Annotated in this window: 21 protein-coding genes; 8 read left to right on the forward strand and 13 right to left on the reverse strand. The window is 62.3% G+C overall.

Annotated elements, in window-relative coordinates:
• Positions 1–139 precede the first annotated feature (139 nt).
• The 6 genes from HG800_RS05005 (at position 140) to HG800_RS05025 (ending at position 5,034) form a co-directional block, all read left to right on the forward strand.
• Positions 140–1,336, forward strand: coding sequence for a phosphoglycerate kinase (locus tag HG800_RS05005; protein ID WP_169974336.1), 1,197 nt, complete (start codon positions 140–142; stop codon positions 1,334–1,336).
• Between the two features lie 33 nt (positions 1,337–1,369).
• Positions 1,370–1,495, forward strand: a complete 126-nt coding sequence (locus tag HG800_RS27925) for a hypothetical protein (protein WP_261345884.1) — start codon at positions 1,370–1,372, stop codon at positions 1,493–1,495.
• A gap of 411 nt (positions 1,496–1,906) precedes the next feature.
• Entirely contained in the window at positions 1,907–2,656 is a 750-nt protein-coding gene (gene rpe / locus HG800_RS05010; protein WP_169974338.1) for a ribulose-phosphate 3-epimerase, read from the forward strand.
• Positions 2,653–3,243: a histidine phosphatase family protein gene (locus HG800_RS05015; protein WP_169974340.1), complete on the forward strand. Its 591-nt coding sequence runs from the start codon at positions 2,653–2,655 to the stop codon at positions 3,241–3,243. Before rpe ends, HG800_RS05015 begins: the two co-directional genes overlap by 4 nt.
• A gap of 70 nt (positions 3,244–3,313) precedes the next feature.
• Complete coding sequence (gene accD, locus HG800_RS05020) at positions 3,314–4,240, forward strand: acetyl-CoA carboxylase, carboxyltransferase subunit beta (protein ID WP_169974342.1); 927 nt, start codon at positions 3,314–3,316, stop codon at positions 4,238–4,240.
• 131 nt (positions 4,241–4,371) lie between these two features.
• The gene (locus HG800_RS05025) at positions 4,372–5,034 is read left to right on the forward strand and encodes an HAD family hydrolase (RefSeq protein WP_169974345.1); all 663 of its coding nucleotides are present in this window, start codon (positions 4,372–4,374) and stop codon (positions 5,032–5,034) included.
• A 20-nt stretch (positions 5,035–5,054) separates the two neighbouring features.
• Here the strand turns inward: HG800_RS05025 and HG800_RS05030 are convergent, their stop codons facing one another.
• From HG800_RS05030 to lexA, 10 genes are all read right to left on the reverse strand, one after another.
• Positions 5,055–6,005: a GDP-mannose 4,6-dehydratase gene (locus HG800_RS05030; RefSeq protein ID WP_169974347.1), complete on the reverse strand. Its 951-nt coding sequence runs from the start codon at positions 6,003–6,005 to the stop codon at positions 5,055–5,057.
• A gap of 50 nt (positions 6,006–6,055) precedes the next feature.
• A complete protein-coding gene (locus HG800_RS05035) occupies positions 6,056–8,944 on the reverse strand; it encodes a hypothetical protein (RefSeq protein ID WP_169974349.1) in 2,889 nt (962 codons plus the stop codon).
• A complete protein-coding gene (locus HG800_RS05040; protein WP_235963273.1) occupies positions 8,941–9,741 on the reverse strand; it encodes a protein-L-isoaspartate(D-aspartate) O-methyltransferase in 801 nt (266 codons plus the stop codon). Before HG800_RS05040 ends, HG800_RS05035 begins: the two co-directional genes overlap by 4 nt.
• An 84-nt stretch (positions 9,742–9,825) precedes the next feature.
• Positions 9,826–11,322, reverse strand: a complete 1,497-nt coding sequence (locus HG800_RS05045; RefSeq protein WP_169974351.1) for a DUF1501 domain-containing protein — start codon at positions 11,320–11,322, stop codon at positions 9,826–9,828.
• 430 nt (positions 11,323–11,752) lie between these two features.
• Entirely contained in the window at positions 11,753–12,535 is a 783-nt protein-coding gene (locus HG800_RS05050; RefSeq protein ID WP_169974353.1) for an amidohydrolase family protein, read from the reverse strand.
• The gene (locus HG800_RS05055; RefSeq protein WP_169974355.1) at positions 12,532–13,431 is read right to left on the reverse strand and encodes an amidohydrolase family protein; all 900 of its coding nucleotides are present in this window, start codon (positions 13,429–13,431) and stop codon (positions 12,532–12,534) included. The genes HG800_RS05050 and HG800_RS05055 overlap by 4 nt, the downstream gene beginning before the upstream one ends.
• A gap of 114 nt (positions 13,432–13,545) precedes the next feature.
• Complete coding sequence (locus HG800_RS05060; RefSeq protein WP_169974357.1) at positions 13,546–16,422, reverse strand: DUF1553 domain-containing protein; 2,877 nt, start codon at positions 16,420–16,422, stop codon at positions 13,546–13,548.
• A 43-nt stretch (positions 16,423–16,465) separates the two neighbouring features.
• On the reverse strand, positions 16,466–17,296 hold the full coding sequence (locus tag HG800_RS05065) for an endonuclease/exonuclease/phosphatase family protein (protein WP_169974359.1): 831 nt from the start codon (positions 17,294–17,296) through the stop codon (positions 16,466–16,468).
• A gap of 113 nt (positions 17,297–17,409) precedes the next feature.
• Positions 17,410–17,985, reverse strand: a complete 576-nt coding sequence (gene rnhA / locus HG800_RS05070) for a ribonuclease HI (protein WP_315851972.1) — start codon at positions 17,983–17,985, stop codon at positions 17,410–17,412.
• Positions 17,986–18,113: 128 nt separating this feature from the next.
• On the reverse strand, positions 18,114–18,728 hold the full coding sequence (lexA, locus tag HG800_RS05075; RefSeq protein ID WP_169974364.1) for a transcriptional repressor LexA: 615 nt from the start codon (positions 18,726–18,728) through the stop codon (positions 18,114–18,116).
• A 314-nt stretch (positions 18,729–19,042) separates the two neighbouring features.
• Here lexA and HG800_RS05080 point away from each other — a divergent pair, with 314 nt between their 5' ends.
• Positions 19,043–19,822: a PIG-L deacetylase family protein gene (locus HG800_RS05080; RefSeq protein WP_169974366.1), complete on the forward strand. Its 780-nt coding sequence runs from the start codon at positions 19,043–19,045 to the stop codon at positions 19,820–19,822.
• An 89-nt stretch (positions 19,823–19,911) separates the two neighbouring features.
• Positions 19,912–20,883, forward strand: coding sequence for a hypothetical protein (locus tag HG800_RS05085; RefSeq protein ID WP_169974368.1), 972 nt, complete (start codon positions 19,912–19,914; stop codon positions 20,881–20,883).
• Positions 20,884–20,890: 7 nt separating this feature from the next.
• On the opposite strand, the gene hrpB is transcribed toward HG800_RS05085, so the two are convergent.
• The 3 genes from hrpB to nadC all read right to left on the reverse strand — a co-directional run bounded on the left by hrpB (position 20,891) and on the right by nadC (position 25,501).
• Entirely contained in the window at positions 20,891–23,464 is a 2,574-nt protein-coding gene (hrpB, locus tag HG800_RS05090) for an ATP-dependent helicase HrpB (protein ID WP_169974370.1), read from the reverse strand.
• Positions 23,465–23,501: 37 nt separating this feature from the next.
• Positions 23,502–24,293 carry a tetratricopeptide repeat protein gene (locus HG800_RS05095; RefSeq protein ID WP_169974373.1) on the reverse strand — a complete coding sequence of 264 codons (792 nt, stop codon included), beginning with the start codon at positions 24,291–24,293 and terminating at the stop codon, positions 23,502–23,504.
• Positions 24,294–24,598: 305 nt separating this feature from the next.
• Positions 24,599–25,501, reverse strand: coding sequence for a carboxylating nicotinate-nucleotide diphosphorylase (gene nadC, locus HG800_RS05100; protein WP_169974375.1), 903 nt, complete (start codon positions 25,499–25,501; stop codon positions 24,599–24,601).
• Positions 25,502–25,531: the final 30 nt, after the last annotated feature.

The following is a 25,531-nucleotide window of genomic DNA, read 5'->3' on the forward strand; positions in this document are numbered from 1 at the left end:
CCGATCCCACACAAGGGAGGCCGGGCGTTGTCTCATCTGCGTGTTGATGACGTCTCCGACGAGCCGATCTCCCAAGTTGAAGGGAGCCACCGGCCCGATCACCTTGATCCCGCACCGAGAAGGAAAAAGGACAAGCACCTTGGCCAAGCAAACGATCAAGGACCTGGATTTCAAGGGCAAGAAGGCGCTGGTCCGGGTTGATTTCAATGTCCCCCAGACCAAGAACGGCGAGGTCTCCGACGACCGTCGCATTCGATCGGCCCTGCCGACGCTCAATCACATTCTCGACCAGGGGGGCTCACTGATCCTCGTCAGCCACCTCGGCCGCCCCAAGGGGGACCCAGAGGCCGATGCCGCCTTCCGCATGGACAAGGTCGCCGCTCGGCTTCAGGAGTTGATCGGCCGCCCCGTGCAGAAGGCCGACGATACGGTTGGTCCCGACGCCCAGGCCAAATGCGCTGCCTTGAAGCCTGGCGAGATCGTGGTCCTGGAGAATGTCCGCTTCAACAAAGGAGAGAAGAAAGGGGACCCCGAGTTCGCCAAGCAACTCGCCAGCCTGGCCGATTGCTATGTGAACGATGCCTTCGGCACCTGCCACCGTGATGAGGCGTCGATGCTCGCCGTCCCCGAGCAATTTCCGAGCACCCAGAGAGCCATTGGCCTCCTGGTGGAGAAGGAATTGCAAATCCTCGACCAGCTCCTGGGTCAGCCGAAGCCCCCGATGGTCGCCGTGATGGGAGGGGCCAAGGTTTCCGACAAGATCGGCGTGATCGAAAGCCTCCTCAAGAAGGTGGACAAGCTCCTCATCGGTGGCGCGATGACCTACACCTTCCTCAAGGCCCAGGGACACTCGATCGGCAAGAGCCGGTGCGAGGAAGACCGCCTCGACGTGGCCCAGCATCTCTTGAAACTCGGGGGCGACAAGATTGTCCTGCCCCAGGACCACTTGATCACCACCTCGCTCGATCCAATCGAAGCCAAAACGACGGTCGTCGAGGGCTCGGACCTTCCCGAAGGACAGATCGGGATCGACATCGGCCCCAAGACTGCCGAAGCCTACGCCGAGATCATCCGGAACGCCGGAACGGTTGTCTGGAACGGTCCGATGGGCAAGTTCGAGGACGAGCCCTTCCGCAAAGGAACCGTTGCCGTCGCCGAGGCCATGGCCGCCTCTCCCGCGATCACTGCCGTCGGAGGAGGCGAAACGGCCGAGGCCGTGGAACAGTTCGGCCTGGCAGACAAGGTTTCCCACGTCTCTACCGGTGGCGGCGCCTTTCTGGAATCGCTCGAAGGGAAGACCTTCAACTCGCTCCTGGTCATCCCGGATCGCAAGTGACTCGCCAAGAGACTCGACGGGACTCGGGAAGCCGTGTCGCAGCGCGACTTTCCGGGTCCCGATACGGGTCCGCTGGCAATGGTCATGATGCGTCTGACGGTCACTGCATCGTGTGATGGCAAGGTGCTCGATCCGGAGGCATCCCTGGCCCTCACGTAAACTCTGGGACGTCCGCGTTGTCCCTCCGCAGCGAAACCTTCAGGAAATGGCAGGGATTGCGAATTTCGGGCGATCCGACCCCTGCAGGTGTCCGATGGAACCTGAAGGTCACGGACAGACCAATCGGTTACCGACCTCTGCCTTCCACATCGGCACAAGGTGTGCGGACGGAGAAAGCTGGGTCAATTGGGAGCCATCTCTTCCCGGAGAGTCTGATATTCGATCGTTGGGGGTTTGGAGCGAACCGATTGGGGTAGCCGGACGGATTCTCTGGACCTTCGCGATTGGCAGTGGTATAGAGATACGATCGATCCCTGGCTCTCGGAACAGAGCAGGAGGGATCGGTCATCGGACCGGGGTCGGAGCGATCATGCCCTCGCACCGAGACCCGAGGTCACCCGAGGTGATCCGATGCCGAGCGATCGAACCGAGCGACTGCTTGTCTGGGATCGCGCATCCGCGCCCCTGATCACGCCATCGCTCCTGGATTGCGATTTTGCCAGGGTGGGCCAGGAGATCGCCGCCCTTGAGTCGGCCGGCGTGGTCGCGCTCCACCTTGATGTGATGGATGGGCATTTCGTGCCCAACCTGAGCTACGGACCGCCTGTTGTGGCCGACTGGAGGAAGGTGACGGACCTTCCGTTCGATCTTCACCTGATGATGACCAATCCGGCAGCCTATCTCGACGCCTTTGTCAAGGCTGGGGCCGACAGTATCCTGGTCCATGCCGAGGTGCTGGACGCTCCGGCCGACCTCCTCCGAAAAATCCAGGATCATGGCTGTCGGGCCGGTCTGGTGATTAACCCGCCGACTCCCTGGACCGTGGTTGAGCCCTATCTCGACATGCTTGATTCGGTTCTGGTGATGAGTGTGATGCCCGGCTTTGGAGGCCAGAGCTTTCAGGATCATGTCCTGGAAAAAGTCCGGGCGATCCGCCAGGCTCGGCCCAGCCTGCGGATCGCCATCGACGGCGGCATCAATGCCGCAACGGCCGACCGAGCGACCGGAGCCGGTGCGACCCAGCTGGTTGTCGGCTCGGCCACCTATCGACCCGATGGCAACTACGCGGCGTCCCTGGGCGAGGTGGCCGAGGCTGCGCGTCGTGGGCTCGAACGAGGCGGGGGCGTTCCGGGCGGGACGGCAAACCCGTCACTCGAATGACGCAGGTGCTCCTGATCCGACCCGGTGCCACGGTCTACGATGAGCAGAACCGGGTTCAAGGTATCCTCGACGTCCCCCTGAGCGATCGCGGCCGCGCCGAGGTCGCTGAACTGGCCGATCGACTTTCGGGAAACGGAGTGGCCATCTCCGCGCTCTATTGCGGCCCTGGAGAAAGCGTGGTGCGAACCGCCGAGACGGTGGGTCGTGCCCTGGGGCTTCGGGTTCGTCGGCTCGACGAGCTTCGAAACCTCGACCAGGGACTCTGGCAAGGCCTGCAAATCGACGAAATCCGCCGACGGAATTTGAAGCTGTTTCGGCAGTGGCAGGAGGACCCCCGTACCGTTTGCCCTCCCCAGGGCGAGCCGGTGGAAACGGCGCTGGCCCGGATCACCTCGGCGCTTCGGCCGATCCTCCGCAAACACCGCGATGAAGCCATCGGCCTGGTCGTGGCCGAGCCGATCGCTCGGCTTGTCTCCTGCTTTCTGAGGCGCGATGAGAGCGTCCTCTTGCTCGAACCGGTTCCGACAGGCGACTTTGAACGGATCGAAGTCGTTGCCGAGGGCCGACACGATCGCTCACCCCCCTGAGTCGCGGCGGCCCTGGTGATTCCGAGAGGGTCCCGACTTCACCGTTCCCCTTCCCTCGAGCCCGAGATTGATGGAACAGCTCACCACCCCTCAAGCCGATGTCCGGAGCCCCAGTCCGGCCGTCGCCCCCACCGGAGCGACTCCGCCCATGGCCTCCAAGCGAACTTCCCCGCCTGATGCCGTCTCCATGCCCTCGGTCAGCAAAAAGGTCCCCGAAGGGGTCTGGATGCGCTGCGACGGCTGTTCGGCGACGCTCTTCCGGAAGGAAGTCGAGCGCAATCGTAACGTCTGTCCCCAATGCAACTATCACTTCACCCGATCCGCTCGCGATCGGATCGCCGACTTGCTCGACACCGATACCTTTGAAGAATGGTTCGCCGACCTTCGCCCAGGCGACCCCCTAGGCTTCAATGACCGCCGGCCTTACCCCACCCGCGTTGAGGCCGAGCAGCGCCGAACGGGTCTGACCGAGGCTGCCGTGGTCGGTCAGGGGTTCATCAAGGGGATCCGGACCGTCTTCGGGATCACGGATTCCGGCTTCATCATGGGAAGCATGGGATCGGTTGTCGGCGAGAAGCTGACCCGGGCGATCGAGGAAGCCACTCGCCTGAAACTCCCTCTGGTCATCGTCTCCGGCTCTGGTGGCGGGGCACGGATGCACGAGGGAATTTTCTCCTTGATGCAGATGGCCAAAACTTCCGCAGCCCTGGCACGATACCACGCGGCGGGGGGCTTCTTCATCAGTGTCCTGACCCACCCGACCATGGGGGGGGTTGCCGCCAGCTTCGCCAGTCTGGGTGACGTGATCCTCGCCGAGCCGAAAGCACTCATTGGCTTTGCCGGCCCGAAGGTGATTCAGCAGACCGTCCGCGTGAAACTGCCCGAAGGGTTCCAGCGGAGCGAGTTCCTCCTCGATCACGGGTTCATCGACCGGATCGTTCCCCGCCATGACTTGAGGAGCACACTGGCTCAGTTGCTCAATTACGTCACTCCCTGACGGAAAGCTCGCAGAAGGTCTGAGGTAAGCAGGAGGATCACGAAATCCGTTCCGAGACCGTTTGGGGCATACTCCACGGGCTGATTTCCCCCCAAACTGCCCGTCCCTTTTTTTGATCGCAGGCGAGTTTGATGGCAAGGCCCAGGGCAGTCCTCTTCGATTTCGATGGTGTTATCGCCGACACCGAGAATGTTCATATTGCTTCCTGGGAACGGATCTTCACCGCAATGGGGTTGGAGGTTACTCCTGAACAATGCTCCCGCGCGGCCGAGATCGACGACCGAGCCTTTCTGGGCGAGATCCTCACGGCCAAGAAGATCGACGAGGTTGCCATCGAGGGCTGGGTGAGTCGGAAGCAGGAACTGGCTGCGGCGATGCTGGGAGACGAACCCCGTCTCTATCCTGGAGTCGTTGCCCTGGTGAGACGACTCGAACCTCTGGCGTTGCTGGCGGTTGTCACCTCGGCAAGGCGTGAGGATGTCGAGAGCGTCTTGAAGTCAGGAGCGATTGCGGACGCCTTCGCCACGATCGTGTCCAAGGAAGACGTGACTCGAACCAAGCCCGACGCTGAGCCCTACCGGACGGCTTTGGAACGCCTCGTCGCCTCCTCGGAGGACGCCGTGGTGCTTGAAGATTCGGCGGCGGGACTGGCCTCGGCCCGTTCGGCGGGAATTCGAAGCATTGCGATCGGCCACCGCCATGCCAGGGGAGTCTGGGTGGGTGACTCATCCTTCCTGGAAGACCTGGCAGATGTGGAAGCGGTCATGCGCGCCCTCGGGTTTGCCGAGGGGTAATTCGCAGCAACCCACCCGTTTCACAAGGATCGGAACCAGGAGACGAACCGGGCGAGCCCCTCCTCAAAGGGAGTCGACGGAACATATCCGAGTTCAGCTCGAGCGCGGGAAATGTCAGCGAAGGTCTGACGAACATCTCCCGGCTGCTCAGGTTGCTGGTCGATGATCGGCTCCTTCCCAAGGGCTCGACCCAACGCGGCGATCATGTCGCGAAGCTCGATTGGGTGAGAATTTCCAAGATTGTAAAGATGATATTTTTTGCAGATTTTTGACGCACGAACAACTCCGTCGACGATGTCGCCGACGTAGGTATAGTCGCGTCGGGTCGAGCCATCGCCGAACATGGGGATGGCTCGCCCCTGATCGATCAGTTTGGCAAATTTGAAGATGGCCAGGTCGGGTCGGTTTCGAGGTCCGTAGGCCGTGAAAAATCGGAGCCCGGTCACGGGCAAGTCGTGCAGGTGGTGGAAGGTGTGGGCGATCAGTTCACAGGCTTTCTTCGTCGCGGCGTAGGGGCTGATGGGGGTGTCAACGCGGTCGTCCTCACGAAAGGGTGCATCGGGTCGATCCCCATAGACGCTGGAACTGGACGCAAACACAAACCGGGGCATGGGATCGAGCTTTCTCGCGGCTTCGAGAAGCGCAGTTGTGGCGGAGACGTTCACCTCGGTATAGAGCAGCGGTTGCTCGATACTCGGCCTAACCCCGGCCCGGGCAGCGAGGTGGAAGATCACCTCGGGATGAGTCTCCTGGACGAGCCGGGAGGCGGCCTCGAAATCGCGAAGGTCCAGCTCGACCAGTCGAAAGCCTGGGTGTGTGGCGGCCTGGTCGAGATTGCGACGCTTCAGCCGGGGATCGTAGAACGAATCGAAGTTGTCGACCCCAATCACCTCGACCCCGTCGTCGAGCAAGCGGTCAACCAGGTGCGATCCGATGAATCCGGCCGCGCCGGTGACGAGCATCCGAGACATCAGCGTTACTTTCGTGCACACATCCCAAGGGCCCGGCAGCCCCGCCCCACTCAGGGCGAACCGACGGCGAGCTCCCAGTGAAGGTAACCGTCACGGCGATCGAGAACAAATCGAAGTCCGTTGCTGGAGGAGACTCCCTTGATTTCCGCCACACGGCGTCCTGCGTTGTCGAGGGCGAAGACGCTGGCCGGGGCATCTCGGTTCCAGGTGATCGAGGCTCGGATCGGTTCCACCCGGAGCGGAGGACGCCCAGGATCCGCCACCTCGCGTTTCCAGTGATCGACCCACTGCAAGGCGGTCGGTTGCACTCGGGCGACGGTGGTGATCAGAAAGCGATCGGCCTCGGCGATGGGCTTGCCTGAAACGGTTGAGACGACGACGGCGCCAACGGCGTCTTCGGATCGAATCGAGAGTCCGTCGCGAGAAGCGGCGGCCCCCTGCAGCACCCCGGCCACGCCGATCGTGTCGGGAGCATCAATGGTGAAGCGACCGATGCGACGGTCCCAGGTGCCAGGTAATCCGGAGGAATCGGCGTCGGGGTTCTTCCTGAGCAAGAGCGCCGAGGCGTGGGGAAACAGGCCGAAGACCTGCGGGTTTCCGTTGACAATCTCGGGCAAGACAAAGACATCCTGCCCGCCCCCGGTGCCGGATGCTGCTGCTCCCCAGGGGTCCGGGAGACGACTGATGGCCCGCCGGACCAGGGCATCCCACCCGGCCGACCGGGCCAGTGCGCTGACCAGGAGCAGGTCTGGTCCCTCGAATGGGAGTGCCCAGGCTCCTTCGGTATACGAGGCGTACTGGCCCACCACGTAAGCTCGATCGCGAGCAACCTTTGCATTGGCCAGCGGTGAGAGTTCATCCGAGGGGCGTCGGATGAATGAGCGAAGCTCGGGAGCAGCGAATCGAGGGGGTTGCCAGAAGAGTCGATCGTCGATCAGATCGAGTCCCTCGGCCCGCTGAGCCGCGGCGAATTCGGGCTCGCGACGAAAGTGCGCGGAGCCGGCGATGGGTACTCGTAGGCCGAGCGATCGGAGATCTGCCGCCAGGCCCGACCACTGGGCCGCCTCGGTCACCTGCCAGAAGGGCCGTCCCGCGCGGCGATCGGTCCGAGAACGTTCGCGGAGGGCGTCGGCTTGAGACGGGGGTAGGGCGTCCGGATCTTCGATCAGGTTGAAGAGCGAGAGCTCTCCGGCCAGGGTGACCCAGGCAAGGACCGGATCGTCTCGCAGGGCCAGCCCGGTTTCGGGATTGATCCGGGTCAGGAGTGCTTCAGCCAGTTGTCGGGTTCGTTCTCGTATCTGAGGGTCGAACGCGGCTGCGGGCCCGCCGCCAGGAGGAAGGGCGCGGCCGTCGGCGATCTCGTCGTCGGATCGGAACCGCGCCTGACTTTGGAGGGTGATAGCCACGTAAATTCCGCGCGTCTTGAACGCCGAGATGGCCCGATCGAAGTCGGCCAGGGCGAGTGGATCAAGCGAACGGGTATTGTTGGCGGCATCATCGACCAGACTGCCGCCGGGACCAAACGGGGCGTCAAGGTCGCAGAGGTTGACCAGATTGACACCGGATCGGGCCAGGCGATCGGCGATCGCTTCGATCTGATCGGTCGAGGTGAAGGGTAAGGGGGGCATCAGCGAGACACCGAAGAATCGGGCCGGGGTGCCGTTTTCGAAGCGGAGCCGCCCTCCCTCGGCTGTGACGAATCCGTGGGTGCCTGCGGGGGTTTCAAGCTCCCCGGAGAAGTCCAGCGCAGACCCAGGCTCGATCGCTTCGGCCACCGGGTAAGGGGGCCAGGAATCTCCTCCGCCATCAACATGGTAGGGAGCCCATGTCCGGGCGCCGCCCAGGCCGCCCTCGCCGAGGACCTCAACCTCATCAACCCAGAGAGTTCCTTGACGGTCGACTTTCTCCAGTTGAAGGACTGCTCGCGAGGCGGCCGCGGGGACTGAGATGACCGAGCGATCCACTCGCCAGGGGAAGGAACCCGACCAACGGACGGCCCGAGCACCAGAGGCCGCACCCGGGAGGGGGCGTCCGTCGTCCCCGAGGAAGAAGACGACCGCCTGTGCCCCTCCTGCACCTCGCAATCCGGTGCCTCGTGCCTTCACGGAAATGGCAAGCCGGTCGAGGCCACGAACCGGAAGTCCGATGGGGGCCAGCGCCAGATCTCCAGTGGTCGAAAGCTCGATCGCTGCGTCGGAGCGATCGCCCGAATGGACTCGCCGCGCATTCCCCTCGACGATCCAGTGATCCGGCGTCAGGCCACCGAGTTCAAAGCCATTGTTCACGATCACATTGGTGGTCGACTGACCGCCAACGGGCTCCTGTGCGATGGTCAGGCCATCAATCTCCAGGGTTCCCGTACCGCCGAGCAGGCCGACGGTCATGATGGCGTCTCGCGTGGCGCTTGGGACCGGAACCCGAGTGACCCAGCGAACCCATCGGCCTTCAGGCAGGGTGTCCCAGGGACCGAGAAGCCCTCGCGAGGTCGATCGAAGATTCTCGTCGAGCAGGTCGATCAGGAGGGCGGGTTCCTCGCCGATCCGCTCTCCCGGGACGAGACGATCGCCGATCCGTCGCACCCAGAGCCCAAGAATCAACGCCTCCGTTTGCCGACCATCAACCCCGAAGCCCCGGCTGATCCGAGCTGGTCGAGAGGGTTGATCGGCCTCGAATCGGAGAACCGTCGGGCCGACGACCCCGCCTTCGGGGATCAGAATGGCATCTCGAAGGTTATACCAACCATCGGGGGTGCCATCGCCGTCGGTGTCGGTCTCGAAGTCATCCAGCGCAGGAGGGCCAGGCCGAACGATGAGCGAGCCGTCATCCTGAGCACGCAAGACTCCCGAGCCGCTGAGGGCGATCGCGAACAGAACCCCGACGATCCCTCGGAATCGTCGACGCGGGTCGTTTTCGGCCAATCGAATCGTTGAAGGGCTCACGGGACATTCGGCTCCGGAGCTTCACCTCGGGCGCGACGTTCGGCAGCCTCTCGCTGAGCGCGGCCAGTCATCGGCACAAAGAGCGTCGGACGAATGGCATCGCCCACGAGCTTTCCATCAACCTTGTCGAAGACATAGACCTTCTGGTCGAACCGGGAGCCAATTGGGATCACGATGCGTCCCCCTTCCTTGAGTTGCTCGACCAGAGGAGGGGGGATCGACTCCGGGGCACAGGTGACGATGATCTTGTCAAACGGGGCCGCCTCGGGCCAGCCGAGATAGCCGTCGCCGTGGCGGGTGTGGATATTGTCGTACCCGAGTTCCTTGATGACCTTGGCCGCCTGCGTGGCCAGCGGCTCATGAATCTCGACTGAGTAGACCTCGGCCACGAGCTGGCCGAGAATCGCCGCCTGGTAGCCCGACCCGGTGCCGACCTCGTAAACAATGTCGGTTGGTTCCGGCTTCAGGACGTCGGTCATGAAGGCCACGTCGAACGAGGCGGTGATGGTCTGCCCTTCGCCAATTGGGATCGACTCATCTTCATAGGCGAGTCGTTGATACGCCTCGGGCACAAACTTGTGCCGGGGGACGGTGCGGAAGGCGTCGAGCACGCGCTCGTCTTTAATGCCGCGTCCATCGAGATGACGCTCGACCATCCGAGCCCGAGCTGGGGCGAAGGGGTCGGACGAATCATCAGGTTCCTCCAAGCTGGCGAAACCGGTGAGTGTAAAGGCCAGACAGATCAGAAAGAATCGACTGGCAGGATGGATGATGGAATCCGTGAGTCTGGACATCATTCAGAACGCCTCCCTGTGCTTCGGCATCGAATCAGCATTGTACGGGTTGATCCTAGGCGGGTGAAGCGACTCTCCCGCGTGGACTCAGGTGAGGATTGACCGGAGAACGTTGCCGTGAACGTCGGTCAGGCGGCGGTCGAGGCCGTTGTGGTAGTAGGTCAACTTCGTGTGGTCGAAGCCGAGCAGGTGGAGGACGGTGGCGTAGAAATCCCAGACGGTGACCGGATCGACCTCAGCGCGGCGGCCGAAGGGATCGGTCGCGCCGTGGCTGGTGCCGCCTCGGACGCCGGGGCCCATCATCCAGCAGGTGAAGCCGTCGGGGTTGTGGTCGCGGCCGGTCGTACCCTCTTGATGGGTGGGCATGCGGCCGAACTCGGTTGTCCAGAGAACAAGGGTTTCATCGAGCAGCCCCCGGGCCTTCAGGTCGGAGATCAAGGCGGCGGTCGGCTGGTCGAAGATGGGGACGTGGCGTTCGTAGTCGGGTTTGAGGGTCCGGTGGGCGTCCCAGTTCAGGAGGCCATCGACCCCCGAGGCTCGGCTGGCGCAGTAGAGGTTGACGCACCGGACGCCACGTTCAAGCATTCGGCGGGCGAGCAGGCAGTTGCGGGCGTAAGCCGCCTTGAGCGGGTTCGGGTCGTCGGTGCCGTAAAGGCGATGGATCGAGGAGGGCTCGGAGCCGAGGTTGGTCACTTCGGGGGCCGAGACTTGCATCCGGCCGGCCAACTCGTAGGCGGCGATCCGGGCGCGGAGTTCTTCATCGCCGGGGTGGGCCTCGGCATGCCGGGTGTTGAGCGTGTTGAGGAAATCGAGCGTGTCGGCCTCGGTTTCGGCCGAGATGTCGTTGGGGCGTTCGAGGTTGCGGATGGGCTGATGATCGGCCAGGACGATGGCCTGATGCCGGGCCGGGAGGAAGCCGTTGGACCAGTTCGCCTTGCCGTTCGGGGGCTCGCCGCGGACGTCGGGCAGGGCGACATAAGCGGGAAGGTCTTCATTCTCTCGTCCGAGCGCGTAGCTGAGCCAGGCGCCGGTGGCGGGGAATCCCTCGGTGTCGTGCCCGGTATTCATGAAGACGCAGCCGGGGCCGTGGGTGTTCGTCTTCGAGGTCATTGAGTGGACGAATGCGATGTCGTCAACGTGGTTCGCGAGGTGCGGCAACATCGACGAGATCCGCTTGCCGCTCTCCCCGCGGGGAACGAACGGCCAGGGGCTGCGCATCAGGTTGCCGTTCTTGCCCTGAAAGGAGAGAAAATCTTCCTCGCCGGGCAATGGCTGGCCGTGGCGGCGCTCAAGCTCGGGTTTGTGCTCCCAAAGGTCGAGATGAGAGACGCCACCCGGGCAGAAGACCTGCAGAATGCGTTTTGCCTTCGCAGGAAAATGGGTCATTCCCTGACCCGGCAGCCAGTGTGCCGAATCATCGACGTCGCTTGATCGAGGGGACGATCGAGCCAGGAGATCCTCCGACAACAGCCCTGCAAGGCCAATGCCCGCTAAACCACTGAACGCATTGCCGAGGAACCCGCGCCTGGACAGCACTTGACCGAGAAACAAACGAGCCTTCACGTCGTCGCGAGGGTGAGACATGGCGGCGACTCCTGTCCTTCGAGCGAGCAGTCTCGGATCATGTCATGGATCGTGGAAGGGCTTCATTTTAACCGTTCTCGAGACGGACCGCACGGGGATGGTGCGACGCCCGATCTGGCAATAAGGTTTGATCCCACGTGCCGAATGAGCTTCCGCGTCGACGCACCTGGTGCTGGCGAGAATCGATTTGGGTGTTCCCCCCTCTACGGGCCTTGCCCGCACAAGGGGCGAGTCGCTCGTCGGTGGCCCGACCCACGGTGGGATGGTGACGTGTTCCTCCCACGGAAGACAGGTGTTGTTCGCATGAGAAATTTTGCATAATTAACCCGCCCGGTCGCTGACTCGGACATCTTGCGATGTGCAGTCGGAGGTTGAGGATCGGCCGGTCGTGATCGTCTGGGGTGAAGGTCCTGATAGTGCCTTGATCCGATCAAGGTTGAGGAGAATCAAGCCACTCGGCCGCGTTCTGATGGAGGAGGCGAGCTCTCAACACGCTGTCCGGGGCGAGCACTTCAATCTTGGCCAGGGCCGGATCAGGGTATTGGAAGGGCATTCCGGTTCCAAAGAGGAGGCGATCGAGTCCGAGGGTGGTAAGCAGCGTCTCGACTTCATCATTCAGAAGCACGTTGAGCAGTGAGATCTCAATCCGGTAGTTCTCGGGCAGACCATTCTCCGGTTTCCCGAGGACCGAGCCGGTATAGCCCCGGCCATTGACGAAGTGGAACCGGGCCTGGGGACGGGCTGCAACGAGAGTGGCCAGCTCGTCGAGCGGTACGTTGGGGACATCGACAAGCCAGGTACGCTGGCGAGGATCCTCGACTCGAATTGGAATGGAAATGATCATCCCATGATTGGTAGCTCGATCGATCAGTTCAAGACAAGCATCTGACATGAGCTCGTTATCGTGCCATTTTGGGTAAAGACGAAGCCCTCGAAAGCCAAGAGTGAGGCAGGCGTTGAGGTCATCGGCCCAGCCGGCATAGGCGGGGTTGATGACCGCGAAGGGGATGAAGCGGTCGAGGTGGGGGCGAACGTCGCTCGCAAGATCGGTGTTGGCGGGCTGAGGATTCCGGTACGTGATGGCGGCGGAGCTGGAGACAATCGCGCGGTCGATCCCTCGGGAATCCATCAACCTGAGGAGATCGCCGGCCGCCTGGTTGCGGAGGTGCCGGAAGGCAAAGGGACCAAGGTAGGCGTTGACATCGATGATCATGTGGCTCGCCTTTGCAGGAGAGTCTGCATGTTTTTGCCGAGGATGCGCGCCTTGGCCTCCTCGTCGAGTTCGGCTGCTCGGATACGACCAATCCCGGCGGTCATCGACATGTCACAGCCGAAGAGCAAGCGATCGACGCCAAGAACCTCCACGGCCATCTCGACGACACCATCGTCAATCACACTCCCACTGAGATCGAGCATGACGCTCGGAGCGTGTCTTAAGGCCTTGATGGTCCATTCCCAATCGCCACCGCCACAAACATGAGCGCAGATGAGCATCGCTTCCGGATAGCGTTGGGACAGTTCGGCAAGGTGGCCGCCATCGGAGATGAGCGGTTGCTCAGGGGGAACGAAGTGCATGTGGCCGGCGTGATGGAGAATCGGAACACGAAGCTCGATGGCGAGCTCGATGATCGGGAAGACGATCGGATCGGTACATCGATGTTCGTTGTAAAGTTTCACGCCAATCAAGCCACGATCTTCGACGCATCGACGGATCTCGTCGAGGGCCTCGGCCTGATGCCCCGGATTGACGTAGCAATATCCAAGGATGCGATTGGGGAAACGGTCGATTGCGTCGGCCACCCAGGCATTGCATTGGCGGAAGCCTTCGGGAGTCGCTGGGCGCTGAGGGGTGAGGATCGAGCAGCAAAGTTGGTCGATACCGAGGCGATCGGCAACCTCGATCAGGTTACGATCCCGCTGTTCCCATTCGTTCTGGCTGTGATGGTGGAGGTGGGCATGGCAGTCAATCACAATGTCTGCATGTTTCGAAGGTTCGTACGCGACGGCAAGGCGAGGGGCGAGCGGTGATGCCCCGACGCTGGCGATCGCTGAGTACTGGAGGAGCGTTCTTCGAGAGATCTGCGGAGGAGCGTGATTGTCGGTTGGCATCGGCTCGTCCTGTGCGTTCGAGTGCGAGGGGCAGTGGATCGGGTCCGCTAGTGCTCAGGTTTGCAAGCACGAACACTCAGGATCGAAACAGGAAGGGGCGAATGTGAAGGGAAATCAGTCGACGTAGATCAGCTCGTTGGTGTTCAGCAAAGCCCGGCAGAACGCATCAAGACCGTGACGATCAATCAAGTCGAGAGACGATAATCGCTCGGCCTCGTCCGGTTCCCGGGAGAAGGCAAGTGCGAAGGCGAGATGGACCTGAGCCGTGGGTTCGTCACCGGCCTCGCGTCGGAGACGATCGGCCAGGGCAGAGGCCATATCGAGAGTAAAGCGGTGGTTGAGTAGGGTCAGGGCCTGGAGCGGGGTGGTGGTGGCATCACGACGAGGGGCGGCAGAGGCGGGGTCGGGACAGTCGAAATCCGTGAGCACATCGACCCGCATGGCTCGGGCATTCTGGTGGTAAACGGCGCGGCGGTAGGTCTCGGGTCCGGGGTCATCGAGCGGAACATAGGTCGCAACATTGTCCTGGATATAGCGGTAGAGACGGAAGCCGGGTCCTCCCATCGTTGGGTTGAGGACACCCGCGATCTGGAGCGTGGCATCCCGAACTTCTTCTCCAGAGAGCCGGCGTGCGGGAAACCGCCAGAGCAGTCGAGAGTCGCCATCGATCGCGGCAGCCTCGAGATGATAAGCCGAGGACTGCTGATAGGTCTGTGAGGTCATGATGAGGCGATGCAGCGGTTTTAGCCGCCAGCCTTCGTCCAGAAGACGGCGGGCCAGCCAGTCAAGAAGCTCAGGGTGGGTCGGACGGCCACCCATGACACCGAAGTCACTGGGGGTGTCGACGATCCCAGTGCCGAAGTGGTAATGCCAGAGGCGGTTGGCGAGGACTCGGGGTGTGAGGGGATTATCCTTGGCCACGATCCAGCGGGCGAGGGCCAGCCGGCGATCGGCTTCGGGGGCATCAAGCGGCAGCGAGAAGCTCGAATTGAGCCCCGAAAGGGCGGACAGACTGCTGGCAGAAACTGGGTCGCCCCTGCGCTGGGGATCTCCGCCGATCAGGAGATAGGAAGGCTCTTCTGGCTGCCGGAACGAGCCGACCCACCAGTTCGGCAAGGGTTCGATGGCCGCAAGTGCCCCAATGACCTCGTCGCGTTGACGGGCGAGAGTGGCAAGCTGTGCAAGGTCGTCGGCAGTGGCTTCGCGGTCGAAGAGACGCTTCTGCCGGTGGGCTTCGTTGATGGGGAGGCGGTCGCGTGAGTTCGCGACTTCGATCCACGAGTTACCGTCACTGGAAACCTCGATCCGATACTCACTGACAAAGGTTGCCTCACCGAGACCCGCCGCGGCTCCGGCCTTGTCACTGCTGAACCAAACGCGGTCGATCGTTTCAGGGCTTGCCAGACGGATGGTCAAGGTTGTGCCGCCGGAGATCCATCGAGAACCAAAGCGGCCGTCGATGGTCAGGTCGGCGCTGTAGGCGTCCGCAAAATCTTCGGCGATGCGACTTGGTCCGTCTGCCTGGCCGCCGTTGGCGGCAAGGGCGACGTTGCGCGGCGGCTCACTGGCGGTCCAGACCTCGAACTCTTCCAACCGGCAGCCGACCGGCTGGTCTGGGTTGGTGTCAAGCCCTTCAATGACCAAACGAACGAAGCGGGCCTCGACCGGCTCGAAACGTTCCTCGGTCCCGGTCCGAGAGACGGAGGGGCGGGTCCAGGTGCCCTCGATATCGGAAGCGCCGGCCTCGGCACGCGACCGGATTGCTTCGCGGAGTGAGGCAATCTCAGCGTTCAGGCGATCGCGATCGGCGATCAAAGGGGCGCGACGTTCAGCGTCGAGCCGTCGCTGTTCCTCGGTGGCGACGACCTGGCTGCCGTGGTGGACCCCGGCGACCGCGGAGGAGAAGGCATAATAATCGCGCTGGAGGATTGGGTCGAACTTGTGGTCGTGGCATCGAGCGCAACCGATTGTCAGACCAAGGAAGGACTCACCGGTGGCCCGGATCATATCGTCAAGCGTGTTGGCCCGGATTTGAGCGGCCTGGACGGGGTCTTGATTGCCAACATCGTCGTAAGGCCCACAGACCAGGAATGCGGTGCCGATTTCGCGGTTAGGATCTCCCGGCCCGATCACGTCGCCGGCAAGATGTTCGCGTACCAGTTGATCGAACGGCCGGTCGGAGTTAAACGCTCGGATGATGGCGTCGCGGAAGGGCCAGACATTATTGATCAAGACGTTGCGCTCGTATCCGTTGCTCTCACCGAAGCGGACCACGTCGAGCCAGTGACGGCCCCATCGTTCGCCGTATTGAGGAGACGCGAGGAATCGGTCAATCAGGCGTTCGAAGGCGTCGGGAGCGTCGTCTTCGAGAAAGGCCTGAACCTCCTGGGGGGTCGGGGGGAGGCCGCGTAGATCGAACGAGGCGCGACGGATCAAGGTCCGTCGATCAGCCGGCGGCGAGGGGGAAAGCCCCTGCTCGGCAAGCCTCGAAAACACGAAGCGGTCGATCGGGTGGGTCTGCCAGGCTTCTGGAGCTGTTGGGTGATTGGGCGGTTCGACCGGAGCGATCGGACGGAAGGACCACCAGATCGATTCGTCATCGGGCGAGAGGACAAGGCCTTCGGGCCAATTCGCTCCTTCGGCAATCCAGCGTCGGAGTGTCTCGACTTGATCAGGAGTGAGCGGATCGCCCTTGATCGGCATGCGGGGGCGTTCCCCCTCAGCCTCGGGAGTTACGAGCGCGAGGAGATCACTGGAATCGGGGTCGTTTTGATCCAGATATGCAAGATCGACGAGGTCTTCGCTCGTTGTTAGATTAATCCCACCCTTACGATTGTCCGTCGTATGGCAGGAGAGACAGTGCCGCTCGAAGATCGGTGCGACATCCCGGGCAAAGTCAATCGGGGGTGGATTGCCTTCAGAATGAGCAACCGAGGAAAGAAGGAGAGAAGCCCAGGTCCAGGAGGCGATCGAAATGGCGACCGGAGTCATGGGAGCGTTCCTCTGCGGTCGAAGGCCGATCTGAGGAAGACCGTCACGGATTCGTCGGGGGTTCGGCCGTTTGTGGGAGCCAATCGAGCACGATCAGGATGGGTCGATGGTCAGAGGCTTCGGAATCAGGCAGCACGCGGACCTCGACGATCGACCAGCGATCGGCGGGAGCGACGAACACATGATCAAAAGCCGCCCGAGGCGCGTTTGCCGGGACTGTGGGCATGACCTCAGGACTGGCCGGCGTCCATCGGGTACTGAGCCTTCGCACGGTCGGGCTCGTGGGGATTGCGTTCAAATCACCGGCGAGGATGGCGGGAGGGGCATCGGGGTTGTCGGCCAGCCCGGCAAGCCAATCGGCGGCAGCAAGTCGGTTGCGATCGTCCTGACGATGATCGAACTGGGTGCTGATGATCCGAAAGGTCGAGCCATCGTCTGCCAATGAGAGGGTCGCGCTGAGCGCTCCGCGGGGCTCACCTCCGGCAGGAGAGGGAAGCAGGTGATTGCGATGCTCGGTGATCGGAACGCGAGACAACACGGCGTTTCCGAAGGAGCCACCGAGAAACTCGAAGTTCTCACCGAACACATACTCCATTCCAAGACGACTGGCGAGCAATCGTGCCTGGTCCAGCCGTCCGGTCCGGGCCATGCCGCGATCCACCTCCTGAAGCGCGACGAGATCGGGTTGTGCGTGCTGAATGACCGAGGTGATTCGGTTCAGGTCGATCCGGGAGTCGATCCCCTCACCATGATTGATATTGTAGGTGAGAATTCGGAGCCGGATCGGTTCCTCAGCATGGCCTGATTGGGCGGAGATCCATGAAGCCAGGACGATGATCGCCGTAGACCAAAACCGAGCGAGTCTGTCGAACACACTGGGCCTCCGGACAATCGACGGAAAACATCGATGATCCCGGACTCCCGAGGCGGCGTCAAGGACGGAGGACGAACTGGATGAAATCAAGGAAACATCGAAGATGCGTCACGTCAGTCAAGCCGGCCGGCAGCAGTCAGCGACTTGATGGCTGCAACCGCGAGGCGATCGACGGCCTCATTCTCAGGGTGGCCCCGATGACCCAGCACGTGTTCGACCCGAAGATCGTGAGCCGCCACCAGTTCATCGATTCGACGCCAGAGGTCTTCATTACTCACAGGTTTGAGCTGCCCACGTTCCTTACGTTTCCAACCGTTTCGTTTCCAGTTGGGCATCCACTCGGTAATTCCCTTGGCAACGTATTGACTGTCGGTCACAAGGGTAACGGAGCAGCGGCGTTGAAGGCTTTCCAGGCCTCGGATTGCCCCCATCAACTCCATCCGATTGTTGGTCGTCCTTGGCTCGGCGCCTGAATCGCAACGAACGGATCCGCTTGCGGGATGCCGAATGAGAAACCCCCAGCCTCCTGGCCCGGGATTGCCGCTGCATGCACCATCGGTAAAGAGCTGAACGAGATCCTCCGGAGCTTGAGGATCGACCGCATTCGGATCGGACGAGGAGGTAACCAGGTCATCCGAGGAGAGTGCGAAGGGGACCATCCGTTTCCTCAACGCCAGACCTGAAAACATCGACCGAAAGACGGATACAGACCCGCCCTGATCGTCGGGAAAACGAGCATATCCGGGTGACCTCGATGCGGACAGGCGAATCCTGACGATCCGCTCCGAGGTCCATCCCGATGGGTTGGCTCGACGAATCAGTATTTGCGAACAACACCGACCAGGACGCCAAGGATATTCACCTTGGTGCGGTAAATCGGCTTCATGGCGCTATTGGCTGGTTCAAGGCGAACGCGGTTCTTTTCCTTGAAGAGACGCTTGAGGGTGGCCTCACCGTCATCGTCTCGAACAGCGACAATCTGGCCGTCACGGGCGGTCTCGGCCTTCTTGATGATCACGTAATCACCGTCAGCGATGTGTTCCTCGATCATTGACTCGCCGGTGACGCGAAGGGCGAACTTGTCGCCGGTTCCTTCCCAATCGTCGAAGTCGACAACCTCGTCGGCCTGCTCGATGGCCTCAATGGGGGCACCGGCGGCAATTCGGCCGAGCAAGGGAACGCCGCCGCCGGATCGAGGGGCGGTCGCTGATTCCTGAAGGAGCTGAATGGCCCGAGACATGTTCGGTTCTCGGGAAATCAGACCCTTCTTTTGAAGGGCCTTCAGGTGGCACATGACCCCGTTGGGGCTCTTGATCTCGAAGGCTTCACCGATTTCCCGAACGGTCGGGCCGTAGCCTCGGCCGTGAATCTTGCTGCGAATAAAATCGTAAATCTCGCGCTGACGAGGGGTCAGGGAGTCTAGGTCGGCCATCGCTCATGCCTCCACTCGCGAAAAGGTCGCATCCTGCCTGGATCGTCGGGGCCGGTCGGACCGTCCTTGCGCCCGCGAGCGGGTGGCGGCAATCACGACGAAGCGTGGGGCAGCAACCACGACACGGACGATCACCAACTGACCCTTTGAATGGCAAGTGTACAATGGTCGTCTAGCGCACGCGAGAACATTTTCCCGATTTTTTTGTCGAGGGCTGTTCAGGAATCTCTGGCATCACTGTCGAACATCCGTCAGGATCACAGCAACACAACGATCGTTTTGATACGACACGCCTTTCGGAGTGTGATCTCATTATGGCCGAGGCACAGGTTCGCGTCCTGGCAATTCACGCCCACCCGGACGACATTGAATTTCAATGCGCCGGCACGCTTGCCCTTCTTGGAAAGGCTGGTTGTCATCTAACAGTCGCGACGATGACGCCCGGGGATTGCGGCTCGGTCGAACATGATGCCGAGGCGATTGCCGCGATCCGGCGTCGGGAGGCGAAGGACGCGGCGGATCTTGTGGGAGCCCACTATCACTGTTTGGAGTTCCGTGACCTCTCGATCTTCAACGACGATCTCTCTCGCCGTCGGGTTGTCGAGTTTCTTCGGAAGGTTCGGCCCGACCTGATTCTCACCGCTCCCCCAGCCGACTACCTGGCCGATCATGAGGCGACGCATCTGCTGGTTCGGGATGCGTGTTTCGTCGCCCCGATCCCCAATTATGCGACCCGGCAATGGGAGCCGGCACCGGCGCTTGACCACATTCCGCACCTCTATCTGGTCGATCCGATCGAGGGACGAGATCGAGAAGGAACCCCGGTCCCTCCGCATTTTTGGGTCGATATCACCGAATTCTGGGACGTGAAGCGTCAGATGCTCGCATGCCATGCAAGCCAGCGAAACTGGCTCATGCGTCAACATGGCATCGACGAATATATGAGCATCCAGGAGCAGTGGTCCTCTCATCGGGGGAAGGAAATCGGCGTTGCCTACGCCGAGGGCTTCCGCCAGTACACCGCACATCCTTATCCCCAGAACAACCTGCTGCTGGAGTTGGTCGAACAGGATGGCAGGGGAGTGTCGGTGTAAGGTTCAACGTCTAATGGGACAATTCTCGATTGTAGGAATTGAAAAACATTGTGCCTGGTCCGCAATGCCCGGAGCACGAAAGCAGACAAATGATCATGTCTTGGGCGGTCGCGGTCGTGCTGGTTATACAGGAGCCTGCTCCTGGACTTGATCGCGTCGATTTTGAGGAGGTGATTCGACGATCACCTGTGATTCTCGCAACCGACCCTGAGGTGTTGCGGGTTGACGTCCGGGTAAGCCTTACGTATCCGGGCGTGTCGATCACGATGCGGGTACTGTGGCGGAAGTCCGGTGAGGTCGTGCTGATGGTCTTCGACGACTTTGACCAGACTCCCATCGCCTGGTCGAATGGGAAGACCGTGACGGTCTACGATCCGCTCGGTGATCGCCTTCTTCTTGGTGGGACGTCGGGTGTGGCCGTTCGGATCCTCCAACTCGGAGACCAAGGGGCTGCAGACTTCATCCTTTCGACCACTCCCGAGGACCATGAGGCACGGATGGCCGAGCAGGGGGGACCGTTTCTGCTCGACCTCCGCTCAATCATCGAGGCCGATCGTCGAGACCGAAAGGACGCCGAGCAGGCCGCGGACGGATCGATTCGGAGCCGGATTCTGGCACCGTCCGGGCAGCAACTCGATGTGACGATCGAGCAGACAGGCACCGAGACACGATGGACCGCTCAATCCGTCCCCCGGACCGACGGCTCGGCCGTTTCCATCGCGGTTCTGGTGAATGGTCCCTCGGAGGATCGCCTGTTCGAGCAGTCCAGGACGCTTCCGCTGATTGAGGGACTTCCGGTCGTGGAACTGGTCGATACCGTCCGACCCGGCGGTCGAGCGCCGGTGGATCGCCTCTTGCCGATCGTGGAATTGAATCAGGTCGTGCTCCAGGTGGTTCAGGCTCGGGCGGCGATTCGACAGGCCAGAAACAGCGATCCGCTCACGCCGATCATCGGTGACCTGGGAACCCGGGGAGGGAAGCTCTTGATGCAGGATCAACAGGCTGCGGCTCAGCTTCGAGCATTCTGGGGAATCACGCCTCGCGCAGTCGCGACCCCGTGAGCCTGTCTCATCGTCGGCGGCTTCCCTTGGCCTCGGGAGAGGCGGTCCAGGGGTCGTCGGGCCAGGAGTGACGGGGGTAACGGTTGCGGAGATCCTTGCGGACCTGATGGTAGGTGGTCGTCCAGAAGCTCCGAAGGTCGTCTGTCACCTGAACCGGGCGGAAGTTCGGACCCAGCAGGTGGAGCAGGACGGGGACCCGACCTCCGGCGACTCGAGGCGTCTCCTCCCAGCCGAACAGTTCCTGAAGGCGGACGGCAAGCACGGGCGGGCCATCAGATTCATAGCTGAGACGATGACGGCTGCCGCTCGGGACGAGAAGCGTGTCGGGAGCCTCGGCGTCGAGCAAGCGGAGCTGCTCCAAAGTGAGACGACCCTGGAGCAAGGGGACAAACGCCGATCGTCGGACTTCGTCCTCCGTGCGCTTGCCAAGGCAGGCAAATCGGAGGACCTCGGTCAAGGTTTCGGCCTCGAACCCAGGGAGATCTCGCTCGGGCAGCGATCGACGGAGAAACGCAAGCCGCTCGAGCCATCGAGCGGCGGATTCGTCTGCTCGGATGATGGCCTCGGCACGGGGGGCCAGGGCGTCGGCGAGAGCTTCCGCGGCGCGATCGGGGTCAATCGAGCCGGTCGGGACTTCGCGGAGGGAGAGGTCGTGATAGGTGACGGTCGCCAGGCCCACGACGCGACCGGAGGAGGGATCGAAGCGGACGACTTCAGACCGATGGAAGGCGTCGGGAAAGCACTCCTCAAGCCAGTCGGACTCGATGGCACTGGCGATCCTGACCCGGAGTTCCAGCGGGCCAGAGCCTCTCCGGTCTTCGCGGGCGTCGATTGCAAGGAACAGCTCGGTCTCCCGGATCGCCGACTCCGGGTCGAGACGGACTCCCCGGCCGCCCACCATCCGGGCGGTGGGATCATCGGGGCCCCGGCGTCGGGCCACCCGATCGGGAAATGCGAGAAACACCGATCGCAGCAAGGCGGATTCGGGGTCGCTTTGGGATTGAGGGGGTCCCGGTCTGATCACGCGATGGGCGGCTCGAATCAGCTCATCTCGGACGCGCACCACCGTTCGGGCGACTCTGGGATCGATCCGAGGGTCGATCCGACCGCGAGCGAAGCCATTCCGTTCCGCCTCTGCCAGCAGGTCGAGCCGGACGAGGAGATCGGATCGGGAGTGGACCTCGGGAGATCGGCTACGTCGATCGAGGTCGCGACGAGGCGCAAGGATGTCTTTTTCCGATAGTAAGGCGGCCGTGGCGGCTCCAAGTTCGAGGACGCCACGCTCGGCGGAAGCAAGGATCAAGCGCGAAAGCCGGGGATGAACCGGAAACGCGAGCATGGCCTCACCGAGGGGAGTGATTCGACCGGACGATGGATCGATCGCCCCAAGTCGCCTGAGCAACAGCCCGGCTGCGGCAAGGCGGTCGGCATCGGGAGCTTCGAACCAACAGAAGGCGTGCAGGTCGGTCGCCCCCCAGGCATGCAGGGTGAGCACCGTCGAGGAGAGATCGACGCGGCGGACTTCGGGAAGGTCGAATGGGGCCATCCCTCGCGTCTCTCGCTCGGCCCAGAGTCGCACACAGCGGCCAGGAGCCGTGCGACCGGCACGGCCGGAGCGCTGATCGGCTGAGGCTCGACTGATCCGCGTCAGTTCCAGGCGGTCGAGGCCTCGGGCCGGATCGGACGAGGCCTGGCGTGCGAAGCCGCTATCGATGACCGTGCGAATGCCCTCAATGGTCAGGGAGGTCTCGGCGATGTTCGTCGCCAGGACCACCTTGCGACGATCGCTTGGGGCCAGTGCGAGGTCCTGCTCGATGATTGGAAGGGAACCATGAAGCGGGAGCACCTCAATACCAAGACGATCGGCAACCGGGGCCAGGATCTGGGCCGTTCGGCGAATCTCCTCAGCTCCAGGAAGGAAGACAAGCAGGTCGCCCGGATCTTCGGGATCGTCGAGCACGTCTCGGACGGCAGACGCGACACGGTCGGGCAGCGTGAGGCCATCGGACGGGCGGTACGAGAGGGTGACGGGATAGGTGCGTCCTTCGACCGACAGGACCGGAGCGTCGAGAAACCTGGCGACGGGCTCGGCGTCGAGAGTGGCCGACATGACGACCAGAATCAAGTCGTCGCGCAGGGCATCGCGGACCTCTCGGAGCAAGGCCACGGCCAGGTCGGTATGAATGCTTCGTTCGTGAAACTCATCAAGAACAACCGCGCCGATCCCGTCGAGGCTCGGGTCCTTCAGCAGGAGACGGGTCAGCACCCCTTCGGTCACCACGCGAAGGCGAGTCCGTGGGCTGAACCGGCGTTCGAAGCGTACGAGGTAGCCGACTTCCTCGCCGAGAGTCGCGCCACGTTCCTGGGCGATGCGAGCAGCCGAGGCCCTGGCAGCCACTCGTCTCGGTTGAAGGACCATCACATGCGGATGGTTCGGATCAAGCAAGCCGTTGTCGAGCAGGGCGGGAGGCACGCGGGTCGTCTTGCCCGCGCCCGGCTCAGCGACAAGCACAAGCGACCGATGCCGCTGGATCACGTCGAGGATCTCGGGCAGTCGGGGGTCGATCGGCAGAGGGAGCATCAGGGGAATGGTCAGTCCAATGGAGAGGCAAGGGAACTCATCGACGATCGGCTTCGAGTGTCTTGATCAAGCGTTTCAGTCCCTCGTCGTGGGGCTGGATTGCAAGGGAACGTCGATACGTTTCCAGCGCCAGATCGGGCCGACCGAGTCTCAAGTAGCACTGACCGAGGCCGCCGAGTGCACCGAAATGATACGGGTTGAGTTCCAGTACCCGCTTGCAGTCGGCGGCGCTCTCGACGAATTCTCCGAGTACGAACGATGCAATGGCGCGCTGATTATACGCTTCGGCAAAGGTGGGGGCTTCGGCAATCAATCGAGTCGCCTGGCGCTGGGCCTCTCGGGGGAGCCCACGGTTGTTGAACTCGACGATAAGGCGGAGCTTCTCGTTCTGTTCGTCGGACCCCGCTCGGAACCAGATGGACCAGAGAGAGGAAACGGCCAGTTGCCGGACAGCTGGATCCTCGTCGGCCAGGGCCGATCCGAGTGCATCGTTGGAGCCGAAATCACCGATCAGGCCAAGGGCCGAGACAGCTCCTCGACGGGCCCGAACGTCGGCAGACGAAACGAGGCGGCGGAGGGTTGTTTCGGAATAGCGAGCTTCCACCCGAACCTGGAAGGTATCGAGGTCGCCGTCTCGATCGAGCTGTTCGTAGTAAAAGGCAAGCAGGGGTTGCCGGCCGGGTTCACTCATGGAAGGGGCACCTCGATCGGGGCGAGGAGCAATGCCCGATGCCACCGGGCAGACGATCGTTGCGATCGCGATGGTCACGACCCAGGACGCGACCATCGGGCAGCGGATCAAGGAGGAAGGAGACGCGGGGGAGATCACGAGGGGCTCCGTCACGAGTTCGGGGCCGGGCCCGTCACCGTCGTGATCGAGTCTAGCAAGCAGGATCGTCCGGTCCAAGTCCTGGGACAAAGAGGAAGGGGTGGGGGCCCCTCGGCACACTCCGTGCACCTCCCCCACCCCCTCAAGTGCGACGACACCCCTCCCCAAAGGTGCCGTCACCGATGCGTCTCGCCGGCAAGAGCCGACGATTCCTGAAGCGGCGAACCGCTTCAAGGTCGGGGGCAACCAATGTCCCCGGCGACAGAACCCTAGGCCGTCCCACCCATCTGTCAACTCGACCGATCTCAATCTGCCGCGATTTCTTCATCCAGTCCGATGTCGAGCGACGGGGCCGAGTGTGTGATCGCTCCAACGCTGATCCGATCGACCCCGCTTCGCGCGACTTCCGCGACCGAATGAAGGTCGATTCCTCCCGAGGCTTCGAGCAAAACGCCTGGTGCCAGGTCGTCTCTCCTGCGAACGGCTTCAGACAATTCTGGAAATGAGAAATTGTCAAGGAGAACGATGTCTGGCCGACAGGCCAGCGCTTGATCAAGCTGTGAGAGCGTATCGACTTCGACCTCAATGGTCGTCCCCGAAGGAGCGAGCCCCCGAGCCGACTTGATCGCGCGACCGATCGGATCACCCGAGGAGGCGAGCCAGGCGAGATGGTTATCCTTGATCAACACCGCGTCAAAGAGACCGATCCGATGGTTTCTCCCGCCACCGCATCGCACAGCGTATTTTTCCAGACGACGCCAGCCGGGGGTCGTCTTCCGGGTGTCCAAAATGGCTGCGTGAGAGCCTTCGACCGCCAAAACGAAACGGTGAGTCAAGGTTGCGATGCCTGACAGGCGCTGAAGAAAATTCAACGCAGTCCGTTCCATCGACAGGATCGCCCGCATCGGCCCGGCGACGCGCGCGATAATGGTTCCCGGTTCGAGTCGGTCTCCATCGGTCCGCTTCGGGACAAATCCCTGATCCAGGCCGAACTTGCTGGCAATCAAGGCCACGACGGGCAATCCAGCAAGAATTCCCGATTGCCGAGAAACAAAGCAAGCCGCGCCCGTTGCTTCGGGGGGAATGGTGGCATCCGCGGTCAGATCACCGCGTTGACCCAGGTCTTCGGAGAGGGCCAGAGCAATCAACGTCTCGGCATTTTCTCGTTCAACGGACCCGAAGCCGTTGGGCTCATCCTGTGAGGTCATTGGGAATCGACTCTTGGAAGAAAACCGTCG

This window comes from Tautonia rosea, assembly GCF_012958305.1.
GTDB lineage: Bacteria > Planctomycetota > Planctomycetia > Isosphaerales > Isosphaeraceae > Tautonia > Tautonia rosea.

What these genes read in the sequence shown, in the direction of transcription:
- rpe (WP_169974338.1), top strand. Translation starts at nt 1,907, where the DNA reads ATGCCGAGCGATCGAACCGAGCGACTGCTTGTCTGGGATCGCGCATCC.
- HG800_RS05015 (WP_169974340.1), top strand. Translation starts at nt 2,653, where the DNA reads ATGACGCAGGTGCTCCTGATCCGACCCGGTGCCACGGTCTACGATGAG.
- accD (WP_169974342.1), top strand. Translation starts at nt 3,314, where the DNA reads ATGGAACAGCTCACCACCCCTCAAGCCGATGTCCGGAGCCCCAGTCCG.
- HG800_RS05025 (WP_169974345.1), top strand. Translation starts at nt 4,372, where the DNA reads ATGGCAAGGCCCAGGGCAGTCCTCTTCGATTTCGATGGTGTTATCGCC.
- HG800_RS05030 (WP_169974347.1), bottom strand. Translation starts at nt 6,005, where the DNA reads ATGTCTCGGATGCTCGTCACCGGCGCGGCCGGATTCATCGGATCGCAC.
- HG800_RS05040 (WP_235963273.1), bottom strand. Translation starts at nt 9,741, where the DNA reads ATGATGTCCAGACTCACGGATTCCATCATCCATCCTGCCAGTCGATTC.
- HG800_RS05045 (WP_169974351.1), bottom strand. Translation starts at nt 11,322, where the DNA reads ATGTCTCACCCTCGCGACGACGTGAAGGCTCGTTTGTTTCTCGGTCAA.
- HG800_RS05050 (WP_169974353.1), bottom strand. Translation starts at nt 12,535, where the DNA reads ATGATCATCGATGTCAACGCCTACCTTGGTCCCTTTGCCTTCCGGCAC.
- HG800_RS05055 (WP_169974355.1), bottom strand. Translation starts at nt 13,431, where the DNA reads ATGCCAACCGACAATCACGCTCCTCCGCAGATCTCTCGAAGAACGCTC.
- HG800_RS05060 (WP_169974357.1), bottom strand. Translation starts at nt 16,422, where the DNA reads ATGACTCCGGTCGCCATTTCGATCGCCTCCTGGACCTGGGCTTCTCTC.
- rnhA (WP_315851972.1), bottom strand. Translation starts at nt 17,985, where the DNA reads ATGTTTTCAGGTCTGGCGTTGAGGAAACGGATGGTCCCCTTCGCACTC.
- lexA (WP_169974364.1), bottom strand. Translation starts at nt 18,728, where the DNA reads ATGGCCGACCTAGACTCCCTGACCCCTCGTCAGCGCGAGATTTACGAT.
- HG800_RS05080 (WP_169974366.1), top strand. Translation starts at nt 19,043, where the DNA reads ATGGCCGAGGCACAGGTTCGCGTCCTGGCAATTCACGCCCACCCGGAC.
- HG800_RS05085 (WP_169974368.1), top strand. Translation starts at nt 19,912, where the DNA reads ATGATCATGTCTTGGGCGGTCGCGGTCGTGCTGGTTATACAGGAGCCT.
- hrpB (WP_169974370.1), bottom strand. Translation starts at nt 23,464, where the DNA reads ATGCTCCCTCTGCCGATCGACCCCCGACTGCCCGAGATCCTCGACGTG.
- nadC (WP_169974375.1), bottom strand. Translation starts at nt 25,501, where the DNA reads ATGACCTCACAGGATGAGCCCAACGGCTTCGGGTCCGTTGAACGAGAA.